General features: G+C 72.9%; 20 protein-coding genes. 12 read left to right on the top strand and 8 right to left on the bottom strand.

Annotated elements, in window-relative coordinates; all coding sequences use genetic code 11:
• Position 1 precedes the first annotated feature (1 nt).
• Positions 2-3,337: an FtsX-like permease family protein gene (locus tag ACFT4A_RS10640; RefSeq protein WP_382827854.1), complete on the bottom strand. Its 3,336-nt coding sequence runs from the start codon at positions 3,335-3,337 to the stop codon at positions 2-4.
• A gap of 136 nt (positions 3,338-3,473) precedes the next feature.
• Between ACFT4A_RS10640 and ACFT4A_RS10645 the strand changes: the two genes are divergently transcribed.
• The 3 genes from ACFT4A_RS10645 to ACFT4A_RS10655 all read left to right on the top strand — a co-directional run bounded on the left by ACFT4A_RS10645 (position 3,474) and on the right by ACFT4A_RS10655 (position 6,714).
• Positions 3,474-4,205, top strand: a complete 732-nt coding sequence (locus ACFT4A_RS10645) for an ABC transporter ATP-binding protein (protein WP_382827856.1) — start codon at positions 3,474-3,476, stop codon at positions 4,203-4,205.
• Between the two features lie 13 nt (positions 4,206-4,218).
• The gene (locus ACFT4A_RS10650; protein WP_382827859.1) at positions 4,219-4,944 is read left to right on the top strand and encodes a vWA domain-containing protein; all 726 of its coding nucleotides are present in this window, start codon (positions 4,219-4,221) and stop codon (positions 4,942-4,944) included.
• 111 nt (positions 4,945-5,055) lie between these two features.
• Complete coding sequence (locus ACFT4A_RS10655; protein ID WP_382827862.1) at positions 5,056-6,714, top strand: cytochrome bc complex cytochrome b subunit; 1,659 nt, start codon at positions 5,056-5,058, stop codon at positions 6,712-6,714.
• Here the strand turns inward: ACFT4A_RS10655 and ACFT4A_RS10660 are convergent.
• On the bottom strand, positions 6,686-7,648 hold the full coding sequence (locus tag ACFT4A_RS10660; RefSeq protein ID WP_382827865.1) for an acyl-CoA dehydrogenase family protein: 963 nt from the start codon (positions 7,646-7,648) through the stop codon (positions 6,686-6,688). The genes ACFT4A_RS10655 and ACFT4A_RS10660 overlap by 29 nt on opposite strands.
• A gap of 116 nt (positions 7,649-7,764) precedes the next feature.
• Positions 7,765-8,904, bottom strand: a complete 1,140-nt coding sequence (locus tag ACFT4A_RS10665; RefSeq protein WP_382827868.1) for an acyl-CoA dehydrogenase family protein — start codon at positions 8,902-8,904, stop codon at positions 7,765-7,767.
• Positions 8,905-8,951: 47 nt separating this feature from the next.
• Between ACFT4A_RS10665 and ACFT4A_RS10670 the strand changes: the two genes are divergently transcribed.
• Genes ACFT4A_RS10670 through ACFT4A_RS10680 form a run of 3 tightly spaced genes read left to right on the top strand, consistent with a single transcriptional unit; the run spans position 8,952 to position 11,551 of the window.
• A complete protein-coding gene (locus ACFT4A_RS10670) occupies positions 8,952-9,740 on the top strand; it encodes an SDR family oxidoreductase (protein WP_382827870.1) in 789 nt (262 codons plus the stop codon).
• Positions 9,741-9,755: 15 nt separating this feature from the next.
• A complete protein-coding gene (locus ACFT4A_RS10675) occupies positions 9,756-10,370 on the top strand; it encodes a TetR/AcrR family transcriptional regulator (protein WP_382827873.1) in 615 nt (204 codons plus the stop codon).
• Positions 10,371-10,393: 23 nt separating this feature from the next.
• Entirely contained in the window at positions 10,394-11,551 is a 1,158-nt protein-coding gene (locus ACFT4A_RS10680; protein WP_382827876.1) for an acetyl-CoA C-acetyltransferase, read from the top strand.
• Positions 11,552-11,575: 24 nt separating this feature from the next.
• Here ACFT4A_RS10680 and ACFT4A_RS10685 read toward each other — a convergent pair whose 3' ends face one another.
• From ACFT4A_RS10685 to ACFT4A_RS10700, 4 genes are read right to left on the bottom strand one after another with little or no spacing between them, the layout of a single operon-like run.
• The gene (locus ACFT4A_RS10685; protein WP_382827879.1) at positions 11,576-12,628 is read right to left on the bottom strand and encodes an NAD(P)H-dependent flavin oxidoreductase; all 1,053 of its coding nucleotides are present in this window, start codon (positions 12,626-12,628) and stop codon (positions 11,576-11,578) included.
• Positions 12,625-13,344 (bottom strand): CoA-transferase subunit beta, encoded by a 720-nt coding sequence (locus ACFT4A_RS10690; protein ID WP_382827881.1) that lies wholly within the window; start codon positions 13,342-13,344, stop codon positions 12,625-12,627. Before ACFT4A_RS10690 ends, ACFT4A_RS10685 begins: the two co-directional genes overlap by 4 nt.
• The gene (locus tag ACFT4A_RS10695; RefSeq protein ID WP_382827884.1) at positions 13,341-14,150 is read right to left on the bottom strand and encodes a CoA transferase subunit A; all 810 of its coding nucleotides are present in this window, start codon (positions 14,148-14,150) and stop codon (positions 13,341-13,343) included. Before ACFT4A_RS10695 ends, ACFT4A_RS10690 begins: the two co-directional genes overlap by 4 nt.
• A complete protein-coding gene (locus ACFT4A_RS10700; protein ID WP_382827886.1) occupies positions 14,147-14,902 on the bottom strand; it encodes an enoyl-CoA hydratase family protein in 756 nt (251 codons plus the stop codon). Before ACFT4A_RS10700 ends, ACFT4A_RS10695 begins: the two co-directional genes overlap by 4 nt.
• 55 nt (positions 14,903-14,957) lie before the next feature.
• Between ACFT4A_RS10700 and ACFT4A_RS10705 the strand changes: the two genes are divergently transcribed.
• Together ACFT4A_RS10705 and ACFT4A_RS10710 are read left to right on the top strand one after the other, a co-directional pair.
• Positions 14,958-15,698, top strand: coding sequence for an SDR family oxidoreductase (locus ACFT4A_RS10705; protein WP_382827889.1), 741 nt, complete (start codon positions 14,958-14,960; stop codon positions 15,696-15,698).
• Between the two features lies 1 nt (position 15,699).
• Positions 15,700-16,623, top strand: coding sequence for an SDR family oxidoreductase (locus tag ACFT4A_RS10710; RefSeq protein ID WP_382827891.1), 924 nt, complete (start codon positions 15,700-15,702; stop codon positions 16,621-16,623).
• 36 nt (positions 16,624-16,659) lie between these two features.
• Here ACFT4A_RS10710 and ACFT4A_RS10715 read toward each other — a convergent pair whose 3' ends face one another.
• Positions 16,660-17,550: a hypothetical protein gene (locus tag ACFT4A_RS10715; RefSeq protein ID WP_382827894.1), complete on the bottom strand. Its 891-nt coding sequence runs from the start codon at positions 17,548-17,550 to the stop codon at positions 16,660-16,662.
• Between the two features lie 121 nt (positions 17,551-17,671).
• On the opposite strand from ACFT4A_RS10715, the gene ACFT4A_RS10720 reads away from it, so the two are divergent.
• The 4 genes from ACFT4A_RS10720 (at position 17,672) to pepN (ending at position 21,773) form a co-directional block, all read left to right on the top strand.
• A complete protein-coding gene (locus ACFT4A_RS10720; protein ID WP_382827896.1) occupies positions 17,672-18,124 on the top strand; it encodes a GNAT family N-acetyltransferase in 453 nt (150 codons plus the stop codon).
• Between the two features lie 45 nt (positions 18,125-18,169).
• Positions 18,170-18,520 (top strand): chorismate mutase, encoded by a 351-nt coding sequence (locus ACFT4A_RS10725; protein ID WP_382827898.1) that lies wholly within the window; start codon positions 18,170-18,172, stop codon positions 18,518-18,520.
• A 141-nt stretch (positions 18,521-18,661) separates the two neighbouring features.
• Positions 18,662-19,213, top strand: a complete 552-nt coding sequence (locus ACFT4A_RS10730; protein WP_382827901.1) for a two-component system response regulator — start codon at positions 18,662-18,664, stop codon at positions 19,211-19,213.
• 67 nt (positions 19,214-19,280) lie between these two features.
• Positions 19,281-21,773 carry an aminopeptidase N gene (pepN, locus tag ACFT4A_RS10735; protein WP_382827904.1) on the top strand — a complete coding sequence of 831 codons (2,493 nt, stop codon included), beginning with the start codon at positions 19,281-19,283 and terminating at the stop codon, positions 21,771-21,773.
• The last annotated feature ends 269 nt before the right edge of the window (positions 21,774-22,042 follow it).

Here is a 22,042-nt window from a genome sequence, read left to right on the forward strand (position 1 = left end):
CTCAGTCCTCCCCTTGATGGCGCAGCGCGACCGCCGGCTCGGCACGGCGCAGCGCCGACGCGGCGGTGATCAGCAGGAGCGGGGCGGCCACCCCCGCGAGGAGCAGGGCCACGCGGTGCGCCGGGAGTTCGACGAGGACGGACGGGACCGGCCGCGCGGCACCGGAGGTCAGCACGATCAGCGGGACGACGGCCCGGGTCAGGACGGTGCCCAGACCGAGCCCGGCGAGCAGACCGACCCCGATGAGCAGGCTCTGCTCCGTCGCCACCAGCCGGGCGAGATCCCGGCGGGGTGTGCCCAGGGCGCGCAGCACCGCGAACTCGGCGGACCGCTCCCGCCGCGACCCGGCGGCGCTCACCGCGAACCCCCCGGCGGCGAGTGCCACGGCGGCCACCGCGACGGCCGTCAGCGCCGAGCGCGGCCCGGCGCCGAGCGGGTCGCGCAGCAGCTCGGCGGCGGTCTCGTCCCGCACCAGCACCTGCCGCGCTTCGACGTCGGGGCGCGCCCGCAGTGCCGCGGCGATCTCGGCGGCCTTGCCGGGGGCGGCGCTCACCCACCACTCGGTGGGGTCGAGCGGCGCACTGCCCCGCTGGGCCAGCACGGCGTCGACGGCACGCAGATCGAGCAGCAGGGCCCCGCCGTCCACGGCCTTTCCGTCCAAGCCGGTGGCGGTGGTCGGCAGCTCCTCGACCACCCCCGCGATCCGCACCCGCAGCTGTTCCCCGGAGAGCGGTACGTCGATGTCGTCCCCGGCCTCGGACCCCGACGCCCGCAGGAAGTCCCGGGTGGCGACGGCGGCGAGGACCCGGGGCGCCTTCGCCCCGGCGGTGGCGACACGGACGGTGTAGACCGGCGGCGTTCCGACACTCTCGATGCCGTCGGAGCCGGTGCCGTACGACACGGTCAGCGGCGCGGTCCCGGACACGGCGGGCTGCGCGGCCGAGCGGTCGACGACCTCGCCGTTCTCCGTCACCGACCACACGCCCCGCCAGCCCGTGCCGGCGGGCGCGGGCACGGTCCGGGCGGAGCCGTCGCGGCCGGTGGCGAGCAGCCGTTCGACGGTGAACCGATGCTTCTCGGCGTCGCCGGCGGGAGAGGTGTCGTCGAGCTGGAGCCCGGTCAGCCGCAAGGGCCCGGCGGGGGCGGCGCGCAGGCCCGTCGCCGTCCGGTCCAGGTCGAGCGCGACCCGGTGGACCCGGCCGTCCACCGGGACGGTCCCGGCGCCCATCCGGTACCCGATGCCGTACCGGTCCTCGACGACCACCGTGAGCTGGGGCGTGCGGGCGGAGGGGGAGCGTCCGTTCCGTGCGGCCACGTCGGTGATCCGCACGTCGAGCGCGAGCCGCCGGGTGCCTTCGGGCAGCAGTATCGCCCGGCCCTCCTCCCGCGCGGGCGGGGCCAGTGCCCGCAGCAGCTTCGCCGGGGGCTCGTCGGCGAGATCGCCGCGCATCAGCATCTCCTGCCCGGCGTGGGAGGTGTCCAGGGCGAGGGCCGTCGCCTGGCGGCCGCCGGAGAGGGCCAGGGTGGTGCGGTGCGCGGGAGCGGTGTCCCGGGCCCCGGGCAGCCCCGTGTAGAGACCGGACTGCCCCGGACTGCCGGGCCGCTGGTCGAGGACCCGAACGGAGGCGCCCGCCCGGAAGTCGGCCTGGTCGTCCTGCGACCGGTCCCAGGACGCGCCGTGCCCGATCGCCAGCATTCCGGTCGCCACGGCGATGACCAGCAGCAGCACCGGACCCGCCCCGCGCAGCGGACGCCGGCTGAACTGCCACCCCGCCAGCGCCGTCGGCAGCCCGCGCCCGCCGGCGGACCGCCGCTCCGCGAGCCGGGCCGCGAGCGGCAGCAGACGCAGCGTCAGGACCGTGCCCGCCAGCAGCGCCAGCGCGGGCGCCGCGACCAGCAGCGGATCGATGCCCAGCTCCCCGGCCCGGTCCCGGCTCAGCACCCCGCCGCCGGTCGCGTCGGTCTGCCGGTCGAGCTGCCAGTACGCCACGCCCGCGATCAGCAGCAGCCCCACATCGGCTCCGGCCCGCACCGGAGCCGCCGACGTCGCGGCCCGCACCCGTCGCAGCCTCGCCGGTGTGCCCGCCGTCGCCGCCAGCGCGGGCCCCACGACCGCCAGGGCGCACGCCGCCGCCACCCCGCCCGCGACCAGCCAGACCAGGCCCGTCGGGGCGGTGTCGAGCCGCAGTCCGATCCGGTCGAGCGAGGACCACCGGGCGAGCAGCCGGGCCAGCGGGCCGGACAGCAGCGCGGCACACACGGCGGCCGGTACCGCCAGCAGCAGCGCCTCCTGCGCGGCGAGTGAGGCGATCCGGCGGCGTGATCCGCCCCTGGCCCGCAGCAGTTCGGTCTCGCCGGCCCGCTCGCTGTCCAGGAGCCGTGCCACCAGCAGCAGCGCGTACCCGGCGAGCAGCACCAGCTGCACCGAGACGATCATCAGGGTGGACCGGGACACCAGCAGGGCCCGCCCGGTCCCGTCGAGCACCTCGGGCAGCCCCGTGCGCACGTCCGCCTCGCCCCCGAGCGCCGGGTCCTCGCGCAGCGCCCCGGCGGCGCGGACGGTCGCCGCGCGGAGCGCGCCGATGCCGTCGGTGGTCAGGGTCCGGTAGTCGGCCGTCGCCACCCAGCCGGTGCCGTCCTCGGAGGTGCGGCCGGAGGCGAGCACCGACTCGTCCGCCAGCAGCGGCCCGTAGGTGGTGAAGGCGACGGTGCGCACACCCTGGCCGCCGAGGGTGTCCGCCTGCCAGTAGGGATCGGAGCTGTCGGCCGCCCGGTACACGCCGGTCACCCGTACCCGCAGCGGCTTGCCGCCCAGCCGGTCGGTGAGCGTGACGCGCGCCCCGGGCCGCAGCTTCAGCCGGTCGGCCGCCGCCTCGGGCAGGGCGACGGGCACGGCGGCCGAGCGCTCCGCCGGGGCCGGACCAGGCAGGCTGCCCGCGACCGTCCGGATCCGCGACCGGTCCAGGGCGGCGAGATGCGTGAGGTCGGGCTGTCCGGCGCGGGCGTCGGCGTCCTGGAGGGAACGGGGCAGCGCGTACGGCCCGGACCGCTGAAGTGTCCGCACGGTCACCGGCAGCCCGCCGAACGCCTCACGCGCCCCTTGCTCCACCGCCCGCTGCGCCGCGTCCCGCCGCTCCCGGGGCACGTCCGCCTCGACGAGGAGGGAGGCGGAGGCCGCGTCCCGTCCGCCCAGGGCGCCGCGCAGCGCCGCGTCCCCGACGGAGCCCGAGAAGGCCGCGAGGGCGGCGAGCACCGAGGTGGTCAGCAGTACGGCGAGCAGGGCAGCCACGAGGAGCAGCCGATGCGCACGCAGGCGCAGCAGCAGTAAGCCGGTCACGCTTCCCCCACCCGAGCCGAGCCGCATTTCCCCCAACCCGGCATGCATATCACGGAGTTACCGATCAGGCACATGAGTTCGAATGCGGGTTGTTGCACTCTTGACCATCCGGACCGGTTCCGTATGGGATGCGATGATGACCGAGAACACCAGCCCGGGGTCCGGTGCCGCCCTCGCCGCCGACGCGTCCGACGAGCCGATGCTGCGGGTGGCGGACCTGCACCATTCCTACGGCACGGGCGCCGCGATCGTGCACGCGCTGCGCGGTGCCTCCTTCGCCGTCCGGCGCGGGGAACTGGTCGCCCTCAAAGGCCGTTCGGGCTCCGGCAAGACGACCCTGCTCCATATGATCGGCGGCCTGGACTCCCCGCAGAGCGGCCGTGTCGTCGTGGGCGGCACCGACCTGTCGGCGCTGAGCGGGAGCGAACTGCTGGAACTGCGCCGCGACCGGATCGGTTTCGTCTTCCAGTCCTTCGGGCTGATCCCCATCCTCACCGCCGCCGAGAACGTGGGCGTGCCGCTGCGGCTGCGCCGGGCCGAGCCGCGCGAACGCGAGGAGCGGGTGGCGCTGCTCCTGGCCCTGGTGGGCCTCGCCGGCCATGAGACACAGCGGCCCGCCGAACTCTCCGGCGGCCAGCAGCAGCGGGTCGCCATCGCCCGGGCCCTCGCCAACCGCCCGGCCCTGCTGCTCGCCGACGAGCCGACCGGCCAGCTCGACGCCGCGACCGGCCTGGCGGTGATGGAACTGCTGCGGGCCGTGGTCCGCAGCGAGGGCGTCACGGCCCTCGTCGCCACCCACGACCCCCAACTCCTCGGCCTGGCCGACCGGGTGCTGGAGCTGAGCGACGGAGTGGTCACCGAGGAGTGAGAAGGTGGGGGCCATGGTCGCGATCAGTCTGAGCAAGGTCCAGGAGACCGCTCCCGCGCTGGTGAACCTCTACAAGAGCGCCGGGGTGTCCCTCACGAAACACGGCCTCGACGGGCTGCGGGCCGCGGTCTACCTCGTGGTCGACCACTCCGGCTCGATGCGGCCGTACTACAAGGACGGCAGCGTGCAGGCGCTCGCCGACCGGGTGCTCGGACTGTCGGCGCACCTGGACGACGACGGCACCGTGCCGGTCGTGTTCTTCTCCACCGGCATCGACGCCGAGACCGGGATCGCCCTGGCCGACCACGAGGGGCGGATCGACCGGATCGTGGCCGGGCTCGGGCACATGGGCAAGACCAACTACCACCTGGCCATGGACGCCGTCATCGACCACTACCTCGACAGCGGTGCGACCGAGCCCGCCCTCGTGATCTTCCAGACCGACGGCGGCCCCCTCAGCAAGCTCGCCGCCGAGCGGTATCTGTGCAAAGCGGCGAGGCTGCCGCTGTTCTGGCAGTTCATCGGCTTCGGCGACCCGGACAGCAAGCAGTTCGACTTCCTGCGCAAGCTGGACGAGCTGCCTGTGCCGGGCAAGCGGATCGTCGACAACGCCGGGTTCTTCCACGCGGGCGAGGATCCGCGGAGGGTGCCGGACGCCGAGCTGTACGACCGGCTGGTGGGCGAGTTCCCGAGGTGGCTGGCCGCCGCCCGGGCCCAGGGGATCGTGCCACCGGCCTGAGCCCGGCGCGGTCACCCGCTCGTCCCCTTGGCCTATCCGTCCATACGCCCCATTTGCACCGTCGCGATGCCGTGCCACGCTGGGAAGGATCCGACGGGGAGGCGACGACGTATGGGCGACGACGGCGCACGACGGGTGTACGGGACGGACTCCGCTCGCAGGAGACCTCCCGTAGGCAAGGGCGAGCAGCTCGCCGACTGGGCGGACGGGCGGCTCGGGCTCTACGGGCTGGCCAAGGCCAACATGCGCAAGGTCTTCCCCGACCACTGGTCCTTCATGCTGGGCGAGGTCACCCTCTACAGCTTCATCGTGCTGATCCTCACGGGCGTCTACCTCACCCTGTTCTTCGAGCCGAGCATGCAGGAGGTCGTCTACAACGGCTCCTACACCGAGCTCAACGGCGTGCTCATGAGCAAGGCCTTCGAGTCCACGCTGGACATCAGCTTCGATGTGCGCGGCGGGCTGCTGATCCGGCAGATCCACCACTGGGCGGCGCTGGTCTTCATCACCGGCATGCTGGTGCACATGATGCGGGTGTTCTTCACGGGCGCCTTCCGCAAGCCGCGCGAGATCAACTGGGTCTTCGGCTGGACCCTGCTGATGCTCGGCATCATCACCGGCCTGACCGGCTACTCGCTCCCCGACGACCTGCTCTCCGGTACCGGCATCCGCTTCGCGCAGGGCGCGATCCTGTCGATCCCGATCGTCGGAACGTATCTGTCGTTCTTCCTCTTCGGCGGGGAGTTCCCGGGCGAGGACATCATCTCGCGGCTGTACCCCGTCCACATCCTGCTGCTGCCCGGGCTCATGCTGGGCCTGATCGCCGCCCATCTGATCCTGGTCTTCTACCACAAGCACACCCAGTTCCCGGGCCCCGGACGCAAGGAGCGGTCGGTCGTCGGGATGCCCTTCCTGCCGGTCTACATGGCCAAGGCGGGCGGCTTCTTCTTCCTCGTCTTCGGCGTCCTGACGGTGATGGGCGCGGTCGCCCAGATCAACCCCGTGTGGGCCTTCGGCCCCTACAGACCCGACCTGGTCACCACGGGCGCCCAGCCCGACTGGTACCTCGGGTTCTCCGAGGGCCTGATCCGGGTGATGCCGGGATGGGAGATCAACCTCTGGGGGCACACGCTCGTCCTGGGCGTGTTCATCCCCTTCTCGCTCTTCCCGCTGATCCTGCTCGCCCTCGGCGTCTATCCCTTCATCGAGGCGTGGATCACCGGCGACAAGCGCGAGCACCACATTCTGGACCGGCCGCGCAACGCGCCCGTGCGGACCGGCCTGGGCGTGGCCTGGCTGACCCTGTACGCGGTGCTGCTGATCGGCGGTGGCAACGACATTGTGGCCACCCATCTGCATCTGTCCATCAACGCGATCACCTGGTTCGTGCGGATCGGTGTCTTCGTGCTGCCGGTCGTCGCCTTCATGGTGACGAAGAAGATCTGCATGGGCCTGCAGCGCCGCGACCGCGCCAAGGTGCTGCACGGCAGGGAGACGGGCACGATCAAGCGGCTGCCCAACGGCGAGTACATCGAGCTGCACGAGCCCCTCGCGCAGAGCGAGCTGTTCACCCTCACCCAGCACGAGCAGAACCCGCCGTACGAGATCGGGCCCGAGGTCGACGCGGGCGGGGTCCGCCGCAAGGTCAAACGGTCCGAGCGGCTGCGGGCCCGGCTCGCGAAGGCCATGTTCGGGCTCGACGCGCGGATCGAGAAGCCGACGGTGGAGGAGTACCGGCAGATCACCAGCGGCGATCACCAGCCGCACTGACGACCAGGGCCCGGCACTCCCCGGGATCGCCCCAGGCGGTGCGCAGGGCCCGGGCCTTGGTCAGCCACAGCGACAGGTCGCACTCCGCCGTGTAGCCGATCGCGCCGTGCAGCTGCAGTGCGGTGCGCGCGGTGCCGTACGCCGCCTCGCACGCGGCGACCTTGGCGGCGGCGACATCGGCAGGACCCATGGTCAGCGCGGCGCCGAACACCAGCGGGCGCGCGAACTCCAGGGCGATCTTCGCGTCGGCCAGCCGGTGCCTGACCGCCTGGAACGAGCCGATGGGCACCCCGAACTGGCTGCGCTGCTTGACGTACGCGACGGTTCTGTCGAGCAGCGCGAGGCCCACGCCGAGGGCCTGGGCGGCGGTGGCGAGCCGGGCCCAGACGAGGGCTTGTTCTATGGCGGTGTCGAGGACTTCGCCGCCGGGGGCGAGGGGAGTGAGGCGGCGGGCCGGGTCGAGGGAGGGGCGGACGGGGCCGTGGCCGGGGGAGAGCCGGATGCCGTCGGGGGCGAGGGCGAGGCGGAGGGTGGCGGCGTCGCCGTCGAGGGCGTAAGCGCCATGCTGCGCCACCGTCGCCATGGTCTCCCCGGCCGCCAGTCCCGGCAGCAGCCGCTTGGCGATCCCCGGGCCGGCCCCCGTGAGCAGCACCGCCGCCGTGATCGTCTCGACCAGCGGGCCCGGTACGGCATGGCGGCCCAACTCGATGAACGCGACGGCCAGTTCGACGGGGCGTGGCCCCAGGCCCTCGTACTCCTCGGGGACCGCCAGCGCGAACACGCCCGCTTCCGCGACCCGGGACCACAGCGCCCGCCCGCTCGCATGGTCACCCCGGCTCCACTCCCGCACCACCGCCGCTGTGCCGGCCGCCGTCAGCAGGGCGTCCAGGGAGGCGGCGAAGGCGCGTTGCTCGGGGTCGAGGAGAAAGCGCATGGGTGCCCTTTCGATAGGGGCCGGGTCATCCGGGCCGGCCGCTCCGGTAAGGCTCGCGGCTCCTTCGAAGCCCTCGTCGAGTGGCGCGGTCCCCGGCCCCGGCGGAGCCCCCGGCATCAGCGGCGCCCCTTCGGCAGGCCGAGCAGGCGCTCGGCGATGATGTCGCGCTGGATCTCGTTCGTGCCCGCGTAGAGGGGGCCGGCGAGTGCGAAGACGTACCGCTCCGCCCAGTCGGTGTCCGCCAGCTCGCCCTCCGGGCCGAGGAGGTCGAGGGCCGTCTCCTGCAGCGCGATGTCCAGCTCGGACCAGAAGACCTTGTTGAGACTCGACTCCGGGCCGACCGCCTCGCCGTCCAGGAAGCGGGAGGCCGCCGCGTACGTGAAGAGCTGGTAGGCCCGCGCGCCGATCAGGGCGTCGGCCACCCGGTCCCGCGCCGACACCGGACCGCCCCGCTCCCGCCACAGCCCCTCCAGCCGCCGCGCGGAGGCGAGGAACCGGCCGGGGGAGCGGAGTATCAGCCCGCGTTCGTTGCCCGCCGTCGACATCGCGATCCGCCAGCCCTGGCCGGGTGCGCCGATCACGTCCTCGTCGGGTACGAAGACCTCGTCCAGGAACAGCTCCGCGAACGCAGGCTTGCCGTCGAGCCGGGCGATCGGGCGGACCGTGACACCGGGGGCGCGCAGGCCGAACATGAGATACGTCAGGCCCTGGTGGGGTTTCGGGGCCTCCGGGTCGCTGCGGAACAGGCCGAACGCGCGGTCGGCGAACGCGGCGCGCGACGACCAGGTCTTCTGGCCGCTCAGCAGCCAGCCGCCGTCCGTGCGCACGGCCTTCGCCCGCAGCGACGCCAGGTCGGATCCGGCCTCGGGCTCCGACCAGGCCTGCGCCCAGATCACCTCGCCGGAGGCCATCGCGGGCAGGACCCGGGCCCGCTGCTCCTCGGTGCCGTGATCGAGGAGGGTCGGGGCGAGCAGATGGATGCCGTTCTGGCTGACGCGCCCCGGGGCGCCCGCCGCGTAGTACTCCTCCTCGAAGAGCAGCCACCGCAGCAGACCGGAGTCCCGTCCGCCGTACTGCGACGGCCAGTTGACCACCGACCAGCGGTCCGCGGCCAGCTCCGCCTCCCAGGCGCGGTGCGCCGCGAAACCCTCCGCCGTCTCCAGGGAGGGCAGCGGTTCGCTCGGCACGTGCGTGTGCAGCCACTCCCGCACCTCGGTGCGGAACTCCTCGTCCGCCGGGGAGAACGCGAGGTCCACGACCGCCCTCCTTCCCTAACAAGTGTTTGGTAGGTTAGCGTGAGCCCATGACAGACGTCGAGAGTCCGTCGTACGTGCCCGGTCACGGCCTGCTGACCGGCCGGACCGCCGTCGTCACCGCGGCGGCCGGCGCGGGGATCGGCGGGGCCACGGCGCGGCGCCTCCTGGAGGAGGGCGCACGCGTGCTGATCAGCGACGCGCACACGCGGCGGCTCAAGGAGCACGAGGCGGAACTGGCCGCCGAGTTCGGGGCGGCGTCGGTCGCCGCCGTGCCCTGCGACGTCACGGACGAGACACAGGTGCGCACGCTCTTCGATACGGCCGTGCGGGAGCACGGACGTCTCGACGTCGTGGTCAACAACGCCGGTCTTGGCGGCACCGCGCAGCTCGTCGACATGACCGACGACCAGTGGACCCGCGTCCTGGACGTGACACTGAACGGCACCTTCCGGTGCGTGCGGGCCGCACTCCGTCATATGAAGGACACCCGGGGCGGCGTGATCGTCAACAACGCCTCGGTCGTCGGCTGGCGCGCCCAGGCCGGACAGGCCCACTACGCCGCCGCCAAGGCCGGTGTGATGGCGCTGACCCGCTGCGCGGCGCTGGAGGCGGCCGACTACGGGGTGCGGGTCAACGCCGTGGCACCCAGCCTCGCCCTGCATCCGCACCTGGTGAAGGTGACCACGCCCGAACTGCTCGCCGAACTGACCGCACACGAGGCCTACGGGCGGTACGCCGAGCCCTGGGAGGTGGCCAACGTGATCGTGTTCCTGGCCTCCGGCTACTCCTCGTACATGACGGGAGAAGTAGTCGCCGTCAGCAGCCGCCATCCCTAGGACGACAATGGACCCGTGCCTCCCACGAAGAAGAAACCCCAGGTGACCGCAGCGCCCGCCCGTCGCAGCGAACTCCTCGGCACCGCCGCCGAGGTCTTCGCCGAGCAGGGCTACAACGCCACCACCGTCCGCAAGATCGCGGACCACGCCGGCATGCTCGCGGGCAGCCTCTACTACCACTTCGACTCCAAGGAATCGATGCTGGAGGAGATCCTGCGGACCTTCCTCGACGAGCTCTGGGACGGCTACGACGCCGTCCTGGACGCCGGGCTCGGTCCCCGCGAGACGCTGGAAGCCCTGGTCACCGAGTCGTTCCGGGAGATCGACCGGCATCGCCCGGCCGTCGCGATCTACCAGAAGGAGAGCAAGCAGCTCGTGGCGCAGGAGCGGTTCGCGTTCCTCGCCGAGTCACAGCGCAGATTCGAGAAGGCGTGGCTGTCCACCCTGGAGCGCGGCGTCGCCGAGCGGGCCTTCCGCGCCGACCTCGACGTCCGGCTCACCTACCGCTTCGTGCGCGACACGGTGTGGGTCGCCGCGTCCTGGTACCGCCCGGGCGGACAGCACAGTCCGGAGGAGATCGCCCGGCAGTACCTGTCGATGGTGCTGGACGGGATCGCCGTACGCGAATAGCCCTTAACTGTCAGGGAGTTGTCATGGCCGAGGCCTACATCGTCGAAGCGGTGCGGACGCCCGTCGGGCGGCGCGGGGGAGGGCTGAGCGCGGTCCATCCGGCCGACCTCGGCGCGCACGCGCTGGGGGAGCTGATGCGCCGCTCGGGTGTCGACCCGGCCGCTGTGGAGGACGTCGTCCTCGGCTGCCTGGACGCCGTGGGGCCGCAGGCCGGGGACATCGCCCGGACTGCCTGGCTGGCGGCCGGGCTGCCCGAGGAGGTGCCGGGCGTGACCGTCGACCGGCAGTGCGGCTCCTCGCAGCAGGCCGTGCACTTCGCGGCACAGGCCGTCCTGTCCGGCACCCAGGACCTGGTGGTCGCCGGCGGTGTGCAGAACATGTCGATGATCCCCATCGCCTTCGCCACCCGGCAGGCCGCCGAACCCCTGGGGCTGACCCAGGGGCCGTTCGCCGGCAGCGCGGGCTGGCGGGCACGGTACGGGGACAAGCCCGTGAACCAGTTCGTGGGCGCCGAGACGATCGCCGCGAAGTGGGGGATCAGCCGGCGGGACCAGGAGGAGTTCGCCCTGCGCTCCCACCGGCGGGCGGCCCGGGCGATCGACGAGGGCCGCTTCGACCGCGAGACCGTGCCGTACGGGGAGGTCACCGCCGACGAGGGCCCGCGCCGGGACACCTCCCTGGAGAAGATGGCCGGGCTCAAGCCGGTCCTCGACGGCGGCACGATCACCGCCGCCTGCTCCTCCCAGGTCTCCGACGGGGCGGCGGCGATGCTGCTGGCCTCCGAGCGGGCGGTGCGCGACCACGGCCTCACCCCACGCGCGCGCGTGCACCATCTCTCGGTGCGCGGCGAGGACCCGATCCGGATGCTCACCGCCCCTATCCCGGCCACCGCCCACGCCCTGAAGAAGACCGGCATGGCCATCGACGACATCGACCTCGTCGAGATCAACGAGGCCTTCGCCCCGGTCGTCCTCGCCTGGCTGAAGGAGACCGGCGCGGACCCGGACAAGGTCAACGTCAACGGCGGCGCCATCGCCCTGGGCCATCCGCTCGGCGCGACCGGCGTGAGGCTGATGACGACCCTGCTGCACGAACTGGAGCGCACCGGCGGCCGGTTCGGCCTGCAGACCATGTGCGAGGGCGGCGGACAGGCCAATGTGACGATCATCGAGAGGCTGTGAGCCGTCAGCGAGGGCTGTGAGCCACTATCGAGGGGCGGTGAGCCCTCGGCAGATGTCCTCGGCCTCCTTCATGATCCGCTCCACCAGTTCCGCGCAGGACGGCAGGTCGTCGATCACCCCGGCGACCTGCCCGGACGCCATCACCCCCAGATCCGTACGGCCGTCCACCATGGACGCCTTGAGCAGCATCGGGGTGTTGGCGGCCAGCAGGACCTGGCTCCAGGTCAGGTCCTTGCCGTGCTTGAGCGCACGGCCGTCCTGGAGCATGCGGCGCCAGCTCGTGCCGGACAGCCTCCGGTAGCCCGCCGCCCTGCGGACCGCCTGGAGGGCACCCCGCACCCGGCCGGAGCGCTCCAGCGCGTCGACCAGTTCCGTCCGCAGCATGCGGTGCGGCAGCCCGTCCACGGCCCGGGTGACCGTCACATCCCGTACGGTCGCCGCCAGATACCGTGCCTTCACCGCGTCCGGCACGGTCGAGTCCGAGGTGAGCAGGAACCGCGTGCCCATCGCCACACCCGCCGCCCCATAGGCGAGGGCCGCGACCAGCCCGCGTCCGTCGAAGAACCCGCCCGCCGCCACGACCGGTATGTCCACGGCGTCGACCACCTGCGGCAGCAGCACCGTCGTGGCCACCTCGCCGGTGTGCCCGCCGCCCTCCGCGCCCTGCACGAGCACCGCGTCCGCGCCCCACGCCGCCACCTTCTCGGCATGCCGCCGCGCCCCCACGGTCGGCATCACGACGACACCGGCCTCCTTGAGCGCGCCGATCAGCTCCCGGGACGGGGCCAGGGCGAAGGAGGCGACCCGGACGCCCTCCTCGACCAGGATCCGGACCCGGTCGCCCGCGTCCGCCGCGTCGGCGCGCAGATTCACCCCGAACGGCGCGTCGGTACGGGCCCGGACCTCCCGTACGGCCGCGCGCAGCTGGTCGAGCGTCATCGTCGCGGAGGCCAGGATGCCGAGGGCGCCCGCGTTCGCCGTGGCGCTGACCAGGCGCGGTCCCGCCACCCAGCCCATCCCGGTCTGCACCACCGGATGACGGACACCGGTCAGCCGGGTCAGCGCCGTCTCCCTCACGAGGCGACCTCCCGGGCACGGGACCCGGCCGGGTCGACGACCTCGCGGATCAGCCGCAGCTCCTCGGCGGTCGGTTCACGGGTCGCCGGCACCTCGTCCGGGACGGTCAGCTCGAAGCCCGTCGCCTCCCTGACCTGCTCCACCGTGACACCCGGGTGCAGCGCGGCCAGCCGCATCGAGCGGTCGGGGGTGGCGAAGTCGAAGACGCCCAGGTCGGAGACGACCCGTGGGATGCGGTGGTACCGCGCCCCGGCCGCATGGTCGTACCCGACGCCGCAGACCATGTCGACCCGCTCGACGAAGACCCGCCGGGAGTGCCTCGGGATCCAGTAACTCGTCGGATTGTTCAGCGTGTTGACCGGCGCGCCTCGCACTCCGAGCAGCTGCCGCTTCGGCCGCTCCCAGTCGCCGATGCAGGAGATGTTCTGGTTGCCGAACCGGTCGATCTGGCTCGCGCCCATCATCACGTGCCGCCGCCCGCCGGTGACCCAGGCCAGATGCTGCCGGTACGGCAGCCAGCCCTCCGCCGTCCCGTCCGGGCGGACGAGCGTCGCCTCCCCGTCGGTCAGCAGCAGGTCCGGCGCGAAGGTGAGCCGGGCGAGCCGGGCGCCGACGGAGGGGATCAGACCCATGGGACTGGCGAGCACCTCGCCGTCGCCCCGCCAGGCCTCGGCGCAGGCGATCACGCAGTACTCGGCGCGGGTGACATCCTTCATGCCCCCTCCTCCGCGGTGAGGAACCGGGCCGCGAACTCCGGCCAGGGAGTGGTCGCGTAGGTCTTCTGGAAGGCCTCGTCCCGGTCGTAGTCGGGCGCGCAGGAGGTGAAGTGCGCGCCGTGCGGGGCCTCGACGACCCCGGTGACCGTGTGACGCTTGATCAGCAGGGTCTGCGGCGGGCCCGCCTTCGTCAGCTCGGCCGTGTCGACGATCCGTTCGCAGCTGACGTACGCCGTGTCGGCCGCCTCGCAGAACAGGTCGTCGAAATAGGGGTCGGGGCCCAGGTACTGGCCGTTGCCCGACCGGTCAGCGCGGTTGACGTGCACCAGGGCCGCGTCGAGCCGCAGGGCGGGCATCGCGACGAACGTCTCCCCGTCCTCGTACGGCGAGGTGACCGTCCGCAGGCCCGGGTTGACCCGCATCACGTCCGAACCGAGTCCCGCCCGCACCGGCAGGAACGGCAGCCGGTTCGCCGCCGCGCGCAGCCCCCACATGAACATCGCCTCGTCGACCTCCGTCAGTTCGAGGGCGCCACGCTCACGGGCCGCGCGGTAGTGCGGCTCCAGGGGGATCGAGTCGAGGGTGACGAAGGCCGTGACCAGCTTCCGGATCCGCCCGGCGGCGGCCAGCATGCCCACGTCCGGGCCGCCGTAGGAGACGACGGTCAGATCGGTGATCCCCGAGCGCAGCAGCGCTCTGATCAAGGCCATCGGCTTGCGGCGCGATCCCCAGCCGCCGATGCCCAGGGTCATGCCGCTGTGCAGACGGGAGACGACCTCGTCGGCGGTCATCGTCTTGTCGCTCACGGTGTCCCGTCCTTCCCGGCGCTTCCGAAGGCGTCGCGCACCCGCGCACCCACCCCACTGAGGCCCGCCTCGAAGGTGAAGCCCTGCTCGAAGCGGTAGCTGCGGCGTACGTCGACGGGGTCGATGCCGTTGATGGCGGCCTTGGCCAGGCGCAGCAGCTGCCCGTCCTTCGCGGCGATCTCGCGCGCCAACTCCAGCGCGGCGGCCGTCAGCTCCTCGCGCGGTACGACCCGCCACACCGAGCCGTGCGCGTGCAGCTCGGCCGCGCTCGCCGTGCGCGAGGTGTAGTACAGGGCGCGCATCAGGTGCTGCGGGACCAGCCGGGCCAGATGCGTGGCCGCGCCCAGGGCGCCCCGGTCCAGCTCGGGCAGCCCGAACACGGCGTCCTCGCTCGCCACGATCGCGTCCGCGTTCCCCACGAGGCCGATACCGCCGCCCAGGCAGAAGCCCCGTACCGCCGCCACGACCGGCACCGCGCAGTCGTACACCGCCGCGAAGGCCTCCGCGCAGGCGCGGTTGGCGCCGATCAGCGCGCTGTTCCCGTCCCGCTGTATCTCCTTGATGTCCACGCCCGCGTTGAACCCGCGCCCCTCGGCCGTCAGCAGCACGCACCGGACCTCCGGGTCGCGCCCGGCCGCGCGCACCGCGTCGGCCAGCGCGAACCAGCCGGCCACCGGCAGCGCGTTCACCGGCGGGAAGTCGACCGTGACAACGGCTATGCCCTTTTCCACGCACGAGGTGGAGACACCCATGGCCGCATCAGCTACCTTTCCACCAAACGTTTGTTAGGTAGAAAGGTAGCAGCGCATGGAGCTGGACGGGAAGGTCGCCGTCGTCACGGGCGGCACCCGGGGCGTCGGTGCCGGCATCGCGCGTGCCTTCGTGCGGGCGGGGGCCGAGGTCGTGGTCTGCGCCCGCCGGGCCCCGGAAGTGCCGCGGCCCGGGATCGAGTTCGTGCCGCTGGACGTCCGTGACCCCGAGGCCGTCCGCCGCGTTCTCGCCGAGCTGCCCCGGGTGGACGTCCTGGTCAACAACGCGGGCGGCGCACCGCACCGGCTGCTCACCGCGGCCGACGCCGAGCGGCACGCGCGCGTGGTGGAGCTCAACCTGGTGGCTCCCCTGACCGTGTCCCTCGCCGCGCACGACCACCTGCGGCGCGCCAAGGGCTCGATCGTCATGATCGGCAGTGTCAGCGGGGGCCGCCCCTCGCCCGGCACCGCCGCCTACGGTGCCGCCAAGGCGGGCCTGGAGAGCCTCGCCCGCTCGATGGCCGTGGAGTGGGCGCCCGACATCCGGGTCAACACCCTCGTCGTGGGCATGGTCCGCACCGAGCTGTCCCACCTCCACTACGGCGACCGGGACGGCCTCTCCGCCGTCTCCCGCACCGTCCCGCTCGGCCGTCTCGCCGAGCCGTCCGACGTCGGCGCGGCCGCGGTGTTCCTCGCCTCCGACGCGGCCGCTTACATCAGCGGGGCGAGCCTGCTCGTCCACGGGGGCGGGGAGCGCCCCGCCTTCCTGGACGCCGCCACCGCGAACAAGGAGCTGTGAGATGAGCGCACTCTGCGACGGACGGGTCGTCGTCGTCACCGGCGCCGGGCGAGGGCTCGGCCGCGCGCACGCCCTCGCCTTCGCCGCCGAGGGCGCCCGGCTCGTCGTCAACGACCTCGGCGTCGGCCTCGACGGCACCCCCGGGGGCGACGGCACACCCGGCCCCGACAGCCCGGCCGCCCTGGTCGCCGAGGAGATCCGCGCGGCGGGCGGCGAGGCCGTGCCGCACGGCGGCGACATCGCCACGACCGAGGGCGCCGCCTCCCTGATCCGGACCGCCCTGGAGGCCTACGGCCGGCTCGACACGCTCGTCAACAACGCGGGCTTCCTGCGCGACCGGATGCTGGTCAACCTCGACGAGGACGACTTCGACGCCGTCATACGCGTCCACCTCAAGGGCCACTTCCTGCCCCTGCGGCACGCCGCCGCGCACTGGCGGGCCGAGACCAAGGCGGGCCGCCGGCCCGACGCCCGGATCGTCAACACCAGCAGCGGCGCCGGACTGCTGGGCTCGGTCGGACAGGGCAACTACAGCGCCGCGAAGGCCGGGATCGTCGCCCTGACGCTGGTCGCGGCGGCCGAACTGCACCGCTACGGCGTCCAGATCAACGCGATCGCCCCCGCCGCCCGGACCCGGATGACGGAGCGCACCTTCGCCGACACCATGGCGGCACCCGACACGGGCTTCGACGCGATGGCCCCGGAGAACGTCTCACCGCTGGTCGTCTGGCTGGGCTCGGCGGCGAGCACGGGGGTGACGGGCCGGGTCTTCGAGGCGGAGGGGGGCCGGATCACGGTGATGGAGGGCTGGCGGCCGGGGCCGAGCGCGGACAAGGGCGGGCGGTGGAGCCCGGCGGAGGCGGGGGAGGCGGCACGGAAGCTGCTGGCGGAGTCGGGAGAGCCCGGGGCCGTCTACGGGGCATAGGCCGGGGGTCTGGGGGCGGAGCCCTCAGCGCTCGGATCACGTATCGCACTCCAACACACTCCGGCACAACGCACACCGCGCCCGAACCCGCCCCCGCACCGGCACCCGAATCCGCTGATGACAGGTAGGACACGGAAACGACACCCGCAACCGCCCACCCCCATCGGGAGAGAACTGGTACCGCACACCCGCCTGCGGCGGCGCCCCCGCCGGCGCGTGCCGCCGGTCCCTGGCATACCGCCGCCGCCCCGCCCACCCCGCCGCCGTCAACGGCGGCTGCCGCTCATCGCGCCGGGCCAGCTCCATCCCCTTCACATACGCCGTGTACGCCTGCGCACTGGTGAACCACACCGACGGGTCCTCCCCGAAGACCAGCGCCCGCTTGGCCAGCACGTACCCGAACTCCTCCGGCGTCAGATAGCCCAGCTTCTGCGACGACGCCCCGTCCTCCCGGAACGCGTCCAGCAGCAGCCAGCCCGCGCCCAGATACGTCGTCGCCGTGTCCGTCAGGATCTCGTTGTCCCGGACGCCCGGGAAGGACAGGTCGAGGCGGTGCAGGTACACATGCATCACCTCATGGGCGAGGGCCGCCCCGATGTCCCGCCGATGCGTACGGAACCGGTCGTTCAGCTCCACGAAGTACTCCGGCCCGGCCGCGAGCTCGACGTTCGCCGCGTGCCGCATCTCCCGGAAGCTCACGATCAGCCGGGCGTCCGGTAGCCGGTAGTGCCGCACCAGCTCGTGCGCCACCCGCTGCGCCCCCAGATGCAGGTCGTCGGTGTCGCAGAACGCCACATCGGCGGGGACCACGCTGGTCGCGAACGTCTGGATCGTGTCGTACGACAGTCGCCTGTACAACGCCGTGATGGCGGCCCGCACCGTCTCCAGATGCGGGTAGCCGTGCTCGACCGGCCCGTCGTTCGCCACGCCTCACCCCCAAGACGCCCCTGAATCCGGTTCCACTGTACGAAAGTGTGACGCCACGGGCCCGCGCCGCCGCCGCGAAAACCGGTCGTCCCACCCGGGCCCCGCCGGCAGAATCCGGGCCGTGACCAGCGAACAGCACACCGTCGCCACCGGACTCCGGGTGGGCGGCCGGGACGACGACCTCGAAACGCGGCTCGACGAGGAGCTGACCGCCTTCAACACCGCCGCCGCCGACGGCGCCGTCACCGAGCCCCTCTCCGTCCGCGCCACCGACGACACCGGCGAGCTGATCGGCGGACTCACCGCCTGGACCTGGGGCAGCCTGTGCTCCGTGGACATGCTCTGGGTACGGGGCGACCAGCGGCACACCGGCTGGGGCGGCCGGCTGATGCGCGCCGCGGAGGCCGAGGCGGCCCGGCGCGGCTGCACCGACATGATCGTCTCCACGTACAGCTTCCAGGCGCCCGGCTTCTACCCGCGGCTCGGCTACCGGGAACGGGCCCGCATCCAGGGCGTGCCCGGCGGACACGAGGACGTCTACTTCCACAAGCGGCTCGGCGCGGCCGAGGTGTGAGACGACGTGCGGCGGCCCGGCCACCTCCCCGTAGGCTGACGCCCCATGACCACCAGCAACACCGGTACCGGTGACGTCGACGCCGCCGTCCGCGAGGAGCTCGCCCGGCTGCGCGACAGCATCGACAACATCGACGCCGCCGTCGTCCACATGCTCGCCGAGCGCTTCAAGGCCACCCAGCAGGTCGGCCACCTCAAGGCCAGGCACCAGCTGCCGCCCGCCGACCCGGCCCGCGAGTCCCGCCAGATCGCCCGGCTGCGCACGCTCGCCGAGAACGCCAAACTCGACCCGGCCTTCGCCGAGAAGTTCCTGAACTTCATCGTCGCCGAGGTCATCCGCCACCACGAGCGCATCGCCGACGAGACCCTCAACGGCTCCACGCCCGGCGGCAACTGACCTCCGAGGACCGCTCCCAGGGGAGTGACACGGCGGCCCGCGCGGGGCATGCTGCGCTGTGCACAGCATGTCAGCTGACGAGCACTGCGCGTCAGTGTCCCGGACTTACTCTGGTCCTCCACGAGGGAGGGGCGTCGGGCCATGCCGTCGGATACCAGGATCCTCATCGTCGACGACCACGAGGACACGCTGTACGCGCTGGAGAGCGCCCTGGCCCCGCTGGGCTATCTGCTCGGCCGGGCCACCAGCGGCGACGAGGCGCTCAAGCAGGTGCTCCGCGGCCAGGTCGGCCTGCTGCTGCTCGACGTGCGCATGCCCGGAGTCAGCGGCCTGGAAGTGGTGCGCTACATGCGGCGCGTCGAACAGACCCAGCACATCCCCGTGATCCTGCTGACCGGCTTCGGCGCCGACCACGAACTGACCACCGCCGCCTTCCGGCTGGGCGTCGCCGACCTCGTCATGAAGCCCGTGGACCCCTGGGCCCTGCGCACCAAGGTCCGCTACCTCTACGACGCCCAGCAGCGGCACCTCGCCCTGGAGCGGGAAGTGCGCCGGCTGCGCGCCCTCGTACGGGAGCACTCCGAGGCCGCCGCACACCCCACGCGCCCCGCCCTGCCGCATCCCGACGCGCGCGTACCGACCCAGCGGCCCATGGGGGCGCACGCCGGGGAGCTGGAAAAAGACCGCACCTAGACCGGACATTGGGCACGTACCGATCCGCCTCTGTGCCTTGCCAGTGCGATCAGGCAGCATGTCACGCATGTCCGTACTGACGCGCGACGAAGCGCAGACCCGAGCAGAGCTCCTCGACGTGCACCGCTACACGATCGAGCTCGACCTGACCACCGGCGACGAGACCTTCGACTCCCGCACCCTGATCAGGTTCAGCGCCCGCACCGACGGAGACACCTTCGTCGAGGTCAGGCCGGACGAGCTGCGCTCCGTCACCCTCGACGGACACCCCCTGGACCCGGAAGCCCTGGACGGCAACCGGCTCCCCCTGAAGAACCTCACCGCCGGCGAGCACGAACTGCGCGTGCACGCGGGCATGCGCTACTCCCGCACCGGCGAGGGCATGCACCGCTTCACCGACCCCACGGACGGCGAGACGTACGTCTACACCCAGCTGTTCCTGGACGACGTCCAGCGCGTCTTCGCCGCCTTCGACCAGCCCGACCTCAAGGCCGTCTTCGAGCTGTCCGTCCAGGCCCCCGAGGGCTGGACCGTCCTCGCCAACGGCATCACCGAAAAGACCGGCGGCGTATGGAAGGCGGCACCCACACCGCTGATCTCCACCTACCTCGTCGCCGTCGCCGCCGGCCGCTGGCACTCCGTGCGCACCGAGCACGGCGGCCTGCCCTTCGGCCTGCACTGCCGCCGCTCCCTCGCCCCCCACCTGGACGCCGACGCCGACGAACTCTTCGACGTCACGCGCGCGTGCTACGACCGCTACCACGAGAAGTTCGACGAGCCCTACCCCTTCGACTCCTACGACCAGGCCTTCGTCCCCGAGTTCAACGCGGGCGCCATGGAGAACCCCGGCCTCGTCACCTTCCGCGACGAGTTCGTCTACCGCTCCGCCGTCACCGACACCGAGCGGCAGACCCGCGCCATGGTCATCGCCCACGAGATGGCCCACATGTGGTTCGGCGACCTCGTCACCCTCAAGTGGTGGGACGACATCTGGCTGAACGAGTCCTTCGCCGAGTACATGGGCTACCAGACCCTCACCGAGGCCACCCGCTTCACCGACACCTGGACCGATTTCGGCGTCGCCCGCAAGTCCTGGGGCTACGACGCCGACCAGCGCCCCTCCACCCACCCCGTGGCCCCCGAGGCCGTCGACGACACCGCCTCCGCGCTGCTCAACTTCGACGGCATCTCCTACGCCAAGGGCGCCAGCGCCCTGCGGCAGCTCGTCGCCTGGCTCGGCGAGAAGGACTTCCTCGCCGGCATCAACACCCACTTCGCCCGGCACAGGTTCGCCAACGCCACCCTCGGAGACTTCATCGACTCCCTCGCCGGCGCCACCGAACGCGACGTCCACGCCTGGGCCGACGCCTGGCTGCGCACCACCGGCGTCGACACCCTCACCCCCCGGATCGCCCCCGGCGAGAACGGCACCTGCGCCCTCACCGTCGACCACGCCGGCAGCCGCCCCCACCACATCGCCGTCGGCCTGTACGACCGGGACCTCGGCGACGACGGCGGGCACCTCGCCCTGCGCGAACGCCTCCAGCTGGACCTGCCGCGCGGCGACGCCCACCCCCTCGGCAAGCGCCCGGCCCTGCTCCTCCTCAACGACGGCGACCTGACCTACGCCAAGGTCCGCTTCGACCCCGAGTCCTTCGAGACCATCCGCAAGGAGCTGTCCGGCCTGCCCGAACCGCTCACCCGCGCGGTCGTCTGGAACGCCCTGCGCGACGCCGTCCGCGACGGCGAACTGGCGCCCGCCGCCTACCTGGAGACCGCCCGGGCCCATCTCCCGCTCGAGACCGACCTCGCCGTCGTCCAGGGCGTGCTCGCCTTCGCGTCCACGTACATCACCGACCACTACCTCACCCCCGAGGAGCGGCCCGCCGCGCTCGCCACCCTCTCCGACCTGTGCCGCGACCTCATCCGCCGCACCGAGGACGGCGACAACCCCGGCCTGCGCCTGATCGCCGTACGCCACCGCATCGACGTCGCGGCCCACCCCGACACCATCGCCGCCTGGCTCGCCGACGGCACCGTCCCCGGCGGCCCGGAGCTCGACCCCGAGCTGCGCTGGCGCGTCCTCGCCCGGCTCGCCGTCCTCGGCGCCACCGACGAGGCCGCCATCGCCGCCGAGCTGGAACGCGATCCGAGCGCCACCGGCCAGGAGGGCGCCGCCCACTGCCGGGCCGCGCTGCCCGACCCGGAGGCCAAGGCCCGCGCTTGGCAGGCGATGTTCGGCTCCGACGACCTGTCCAACTACCTCTTCACCGCCACCGCCGCGGGCTTCTGGCAGCCCGAACAGGCCGATCTGGTACGCGACTACGTGCCGCGCTACTACGCCGAAGCGGTGGCCGTCGCCGAACGCCGCGGCCCCGCCATCGCCACGGCCGTCGGCCGCTCGGCCTTCCCCGCCCACGCGGTCGACGCGGAGCACCTCCGCCTGGGCGAGGAATCCCTGCGCGACGCCGAACCGATCCCGGCACTGCACCGCAAGCTCGTCGACCAACTGGACGATCTGGCCCGGGCGTTGAGGGTGCGGCAGGGCCCGCGGTCGTAGGGCCGGCGGCGCCGGGCACGCCCATGGCGCCGCACTCCTCCCCGGGCTGAGACGACCGGACCCCAACAGGTTTTCCTCGTACGGAAGTACCTCCACCCGGGTCCGGTCGTTGGGCTTCACGGGCGCGTCGCCCCGCTCCCCGGAGGACGCCCATGAGCACGCCGCCCCCAGTGCCCCGACAGGCAACGTTCGCCCCGTCGAGACTTGACGGGCAAACGCTGCCTGCCGCGGCACTGGCCTCAGGCCCCGAAGGCCCACGCGCCCTGCGG

Source organism: Streptomyces sp. NPDC057099 (assembly GCF_042671245.1).
GTDB lineage: Bacteria > Actinomycetota > Actinomycetes > Streptomycetales > Streptomycetaceae > Streptomyces > Streptomyces purpurascens.

What these genes read in the sequence shown, in the direction of transcription:
- ACFT4A_RS10660 (WP_382827865.1), bottom strand. Translation starts at nt 7,648, where the DNA reads ATGCGCTTTCTCCTCGACCCCGAGCAACGCGCCTTCGCCGCCTCCCTG.
- ACFT4A_RS10725 (WP_382827898.1), top strand. Translation starts at nt 18,170, where the DNA reads ATGACCACCAGCAACACCGGTACCGGTGACGTCGACGCCGCCGTCCGC.
- ACFT4A_RS10680 (WP_382827876.1), top strand. Translation starts at nt 10,394, where the DNA reads ATGGCCGAGGCCTACATCGTCGAAGCGGTGCGGACGCCCGTCGGGCGG.
- ACFT4A_RS10655 (WP_382827862.1), top strand. Translation starts at nt 5,056, where the DNA reads ATGGGCGACGACGGCGCACGACGGGTGTACGGGACGGACTCCGCTCGC.
- ACFT4A_RS10670 (WP_382827870.1), top strand. Translation starts at nt 8,952, where the DNA reads ATGACAGACGTCGAGAGTCCGTCGTACGTGCCCGGTCACGGCCTGCTG.
- ACFT4A_RS10645 (WP_382827856.1), top strand. Translation starts at nt 3,474, where the DNA reads ATGACCGAGAACACCAGCCCGGGGTCCGGTGCCGCCCTCGCCGCCGAC.
- ACFT4A_RS10730 (WP_382827901.1), top strand. Translation starts at nt 18,662, where the DNA reads ATGCCGTCGGATACCAGGATCCTCATCGTCGACGACCACGAGGACACG.
- pepN (WP_382827904.1), top strand. Translation starts at nt 19,281, where the DNA reads ATGTCCGTACTGACGCGCGACGAAGCGCAGACCCGAGCAGAGCTCCTC.
- ACFT4A_RS10705 (WP_382827889.1), top strand. Translation starts at nt 14,958, where the DNA reads ATGGAGCTGGACGGGAAGGTCGCCGTCGTCACGGGCGGCACCCGGGGC.
- ACFT4A_RS10710 (WP_382827891.1), top strand. Translation starts at nt 15,700, where the DNA reads ATGAGCGCACTCTGCGACGGACGGGTCGTCGTCGTCACCGGCGCCGGG.
- ACFT4A_RS10690 (WP_382827881.1), bottom strand. Translation starts at nt 13,344, where the DNA reads ATGAAGGATGTCACCCGCGCCGAGTACTGCGTGATCGCCTGCGCCGAG.
- ACFT4A_RS10650 (WP_382827859.1), top strand. Translation starts at nt 4,219, where the DNA reads ATGGTCGCGATCAGTCTGAGCAAGGTCCAGGAGACCGCTCCCGCGCTG.
- ACFT4A_RS10700 (WP_382827886.1), bottom strand. Translation starts at nt 14,902, where the DNA reads ATGGGTGTCTCCACCTCGTGCGTGGAAAAGGGCATAGCCGTTGTCACG.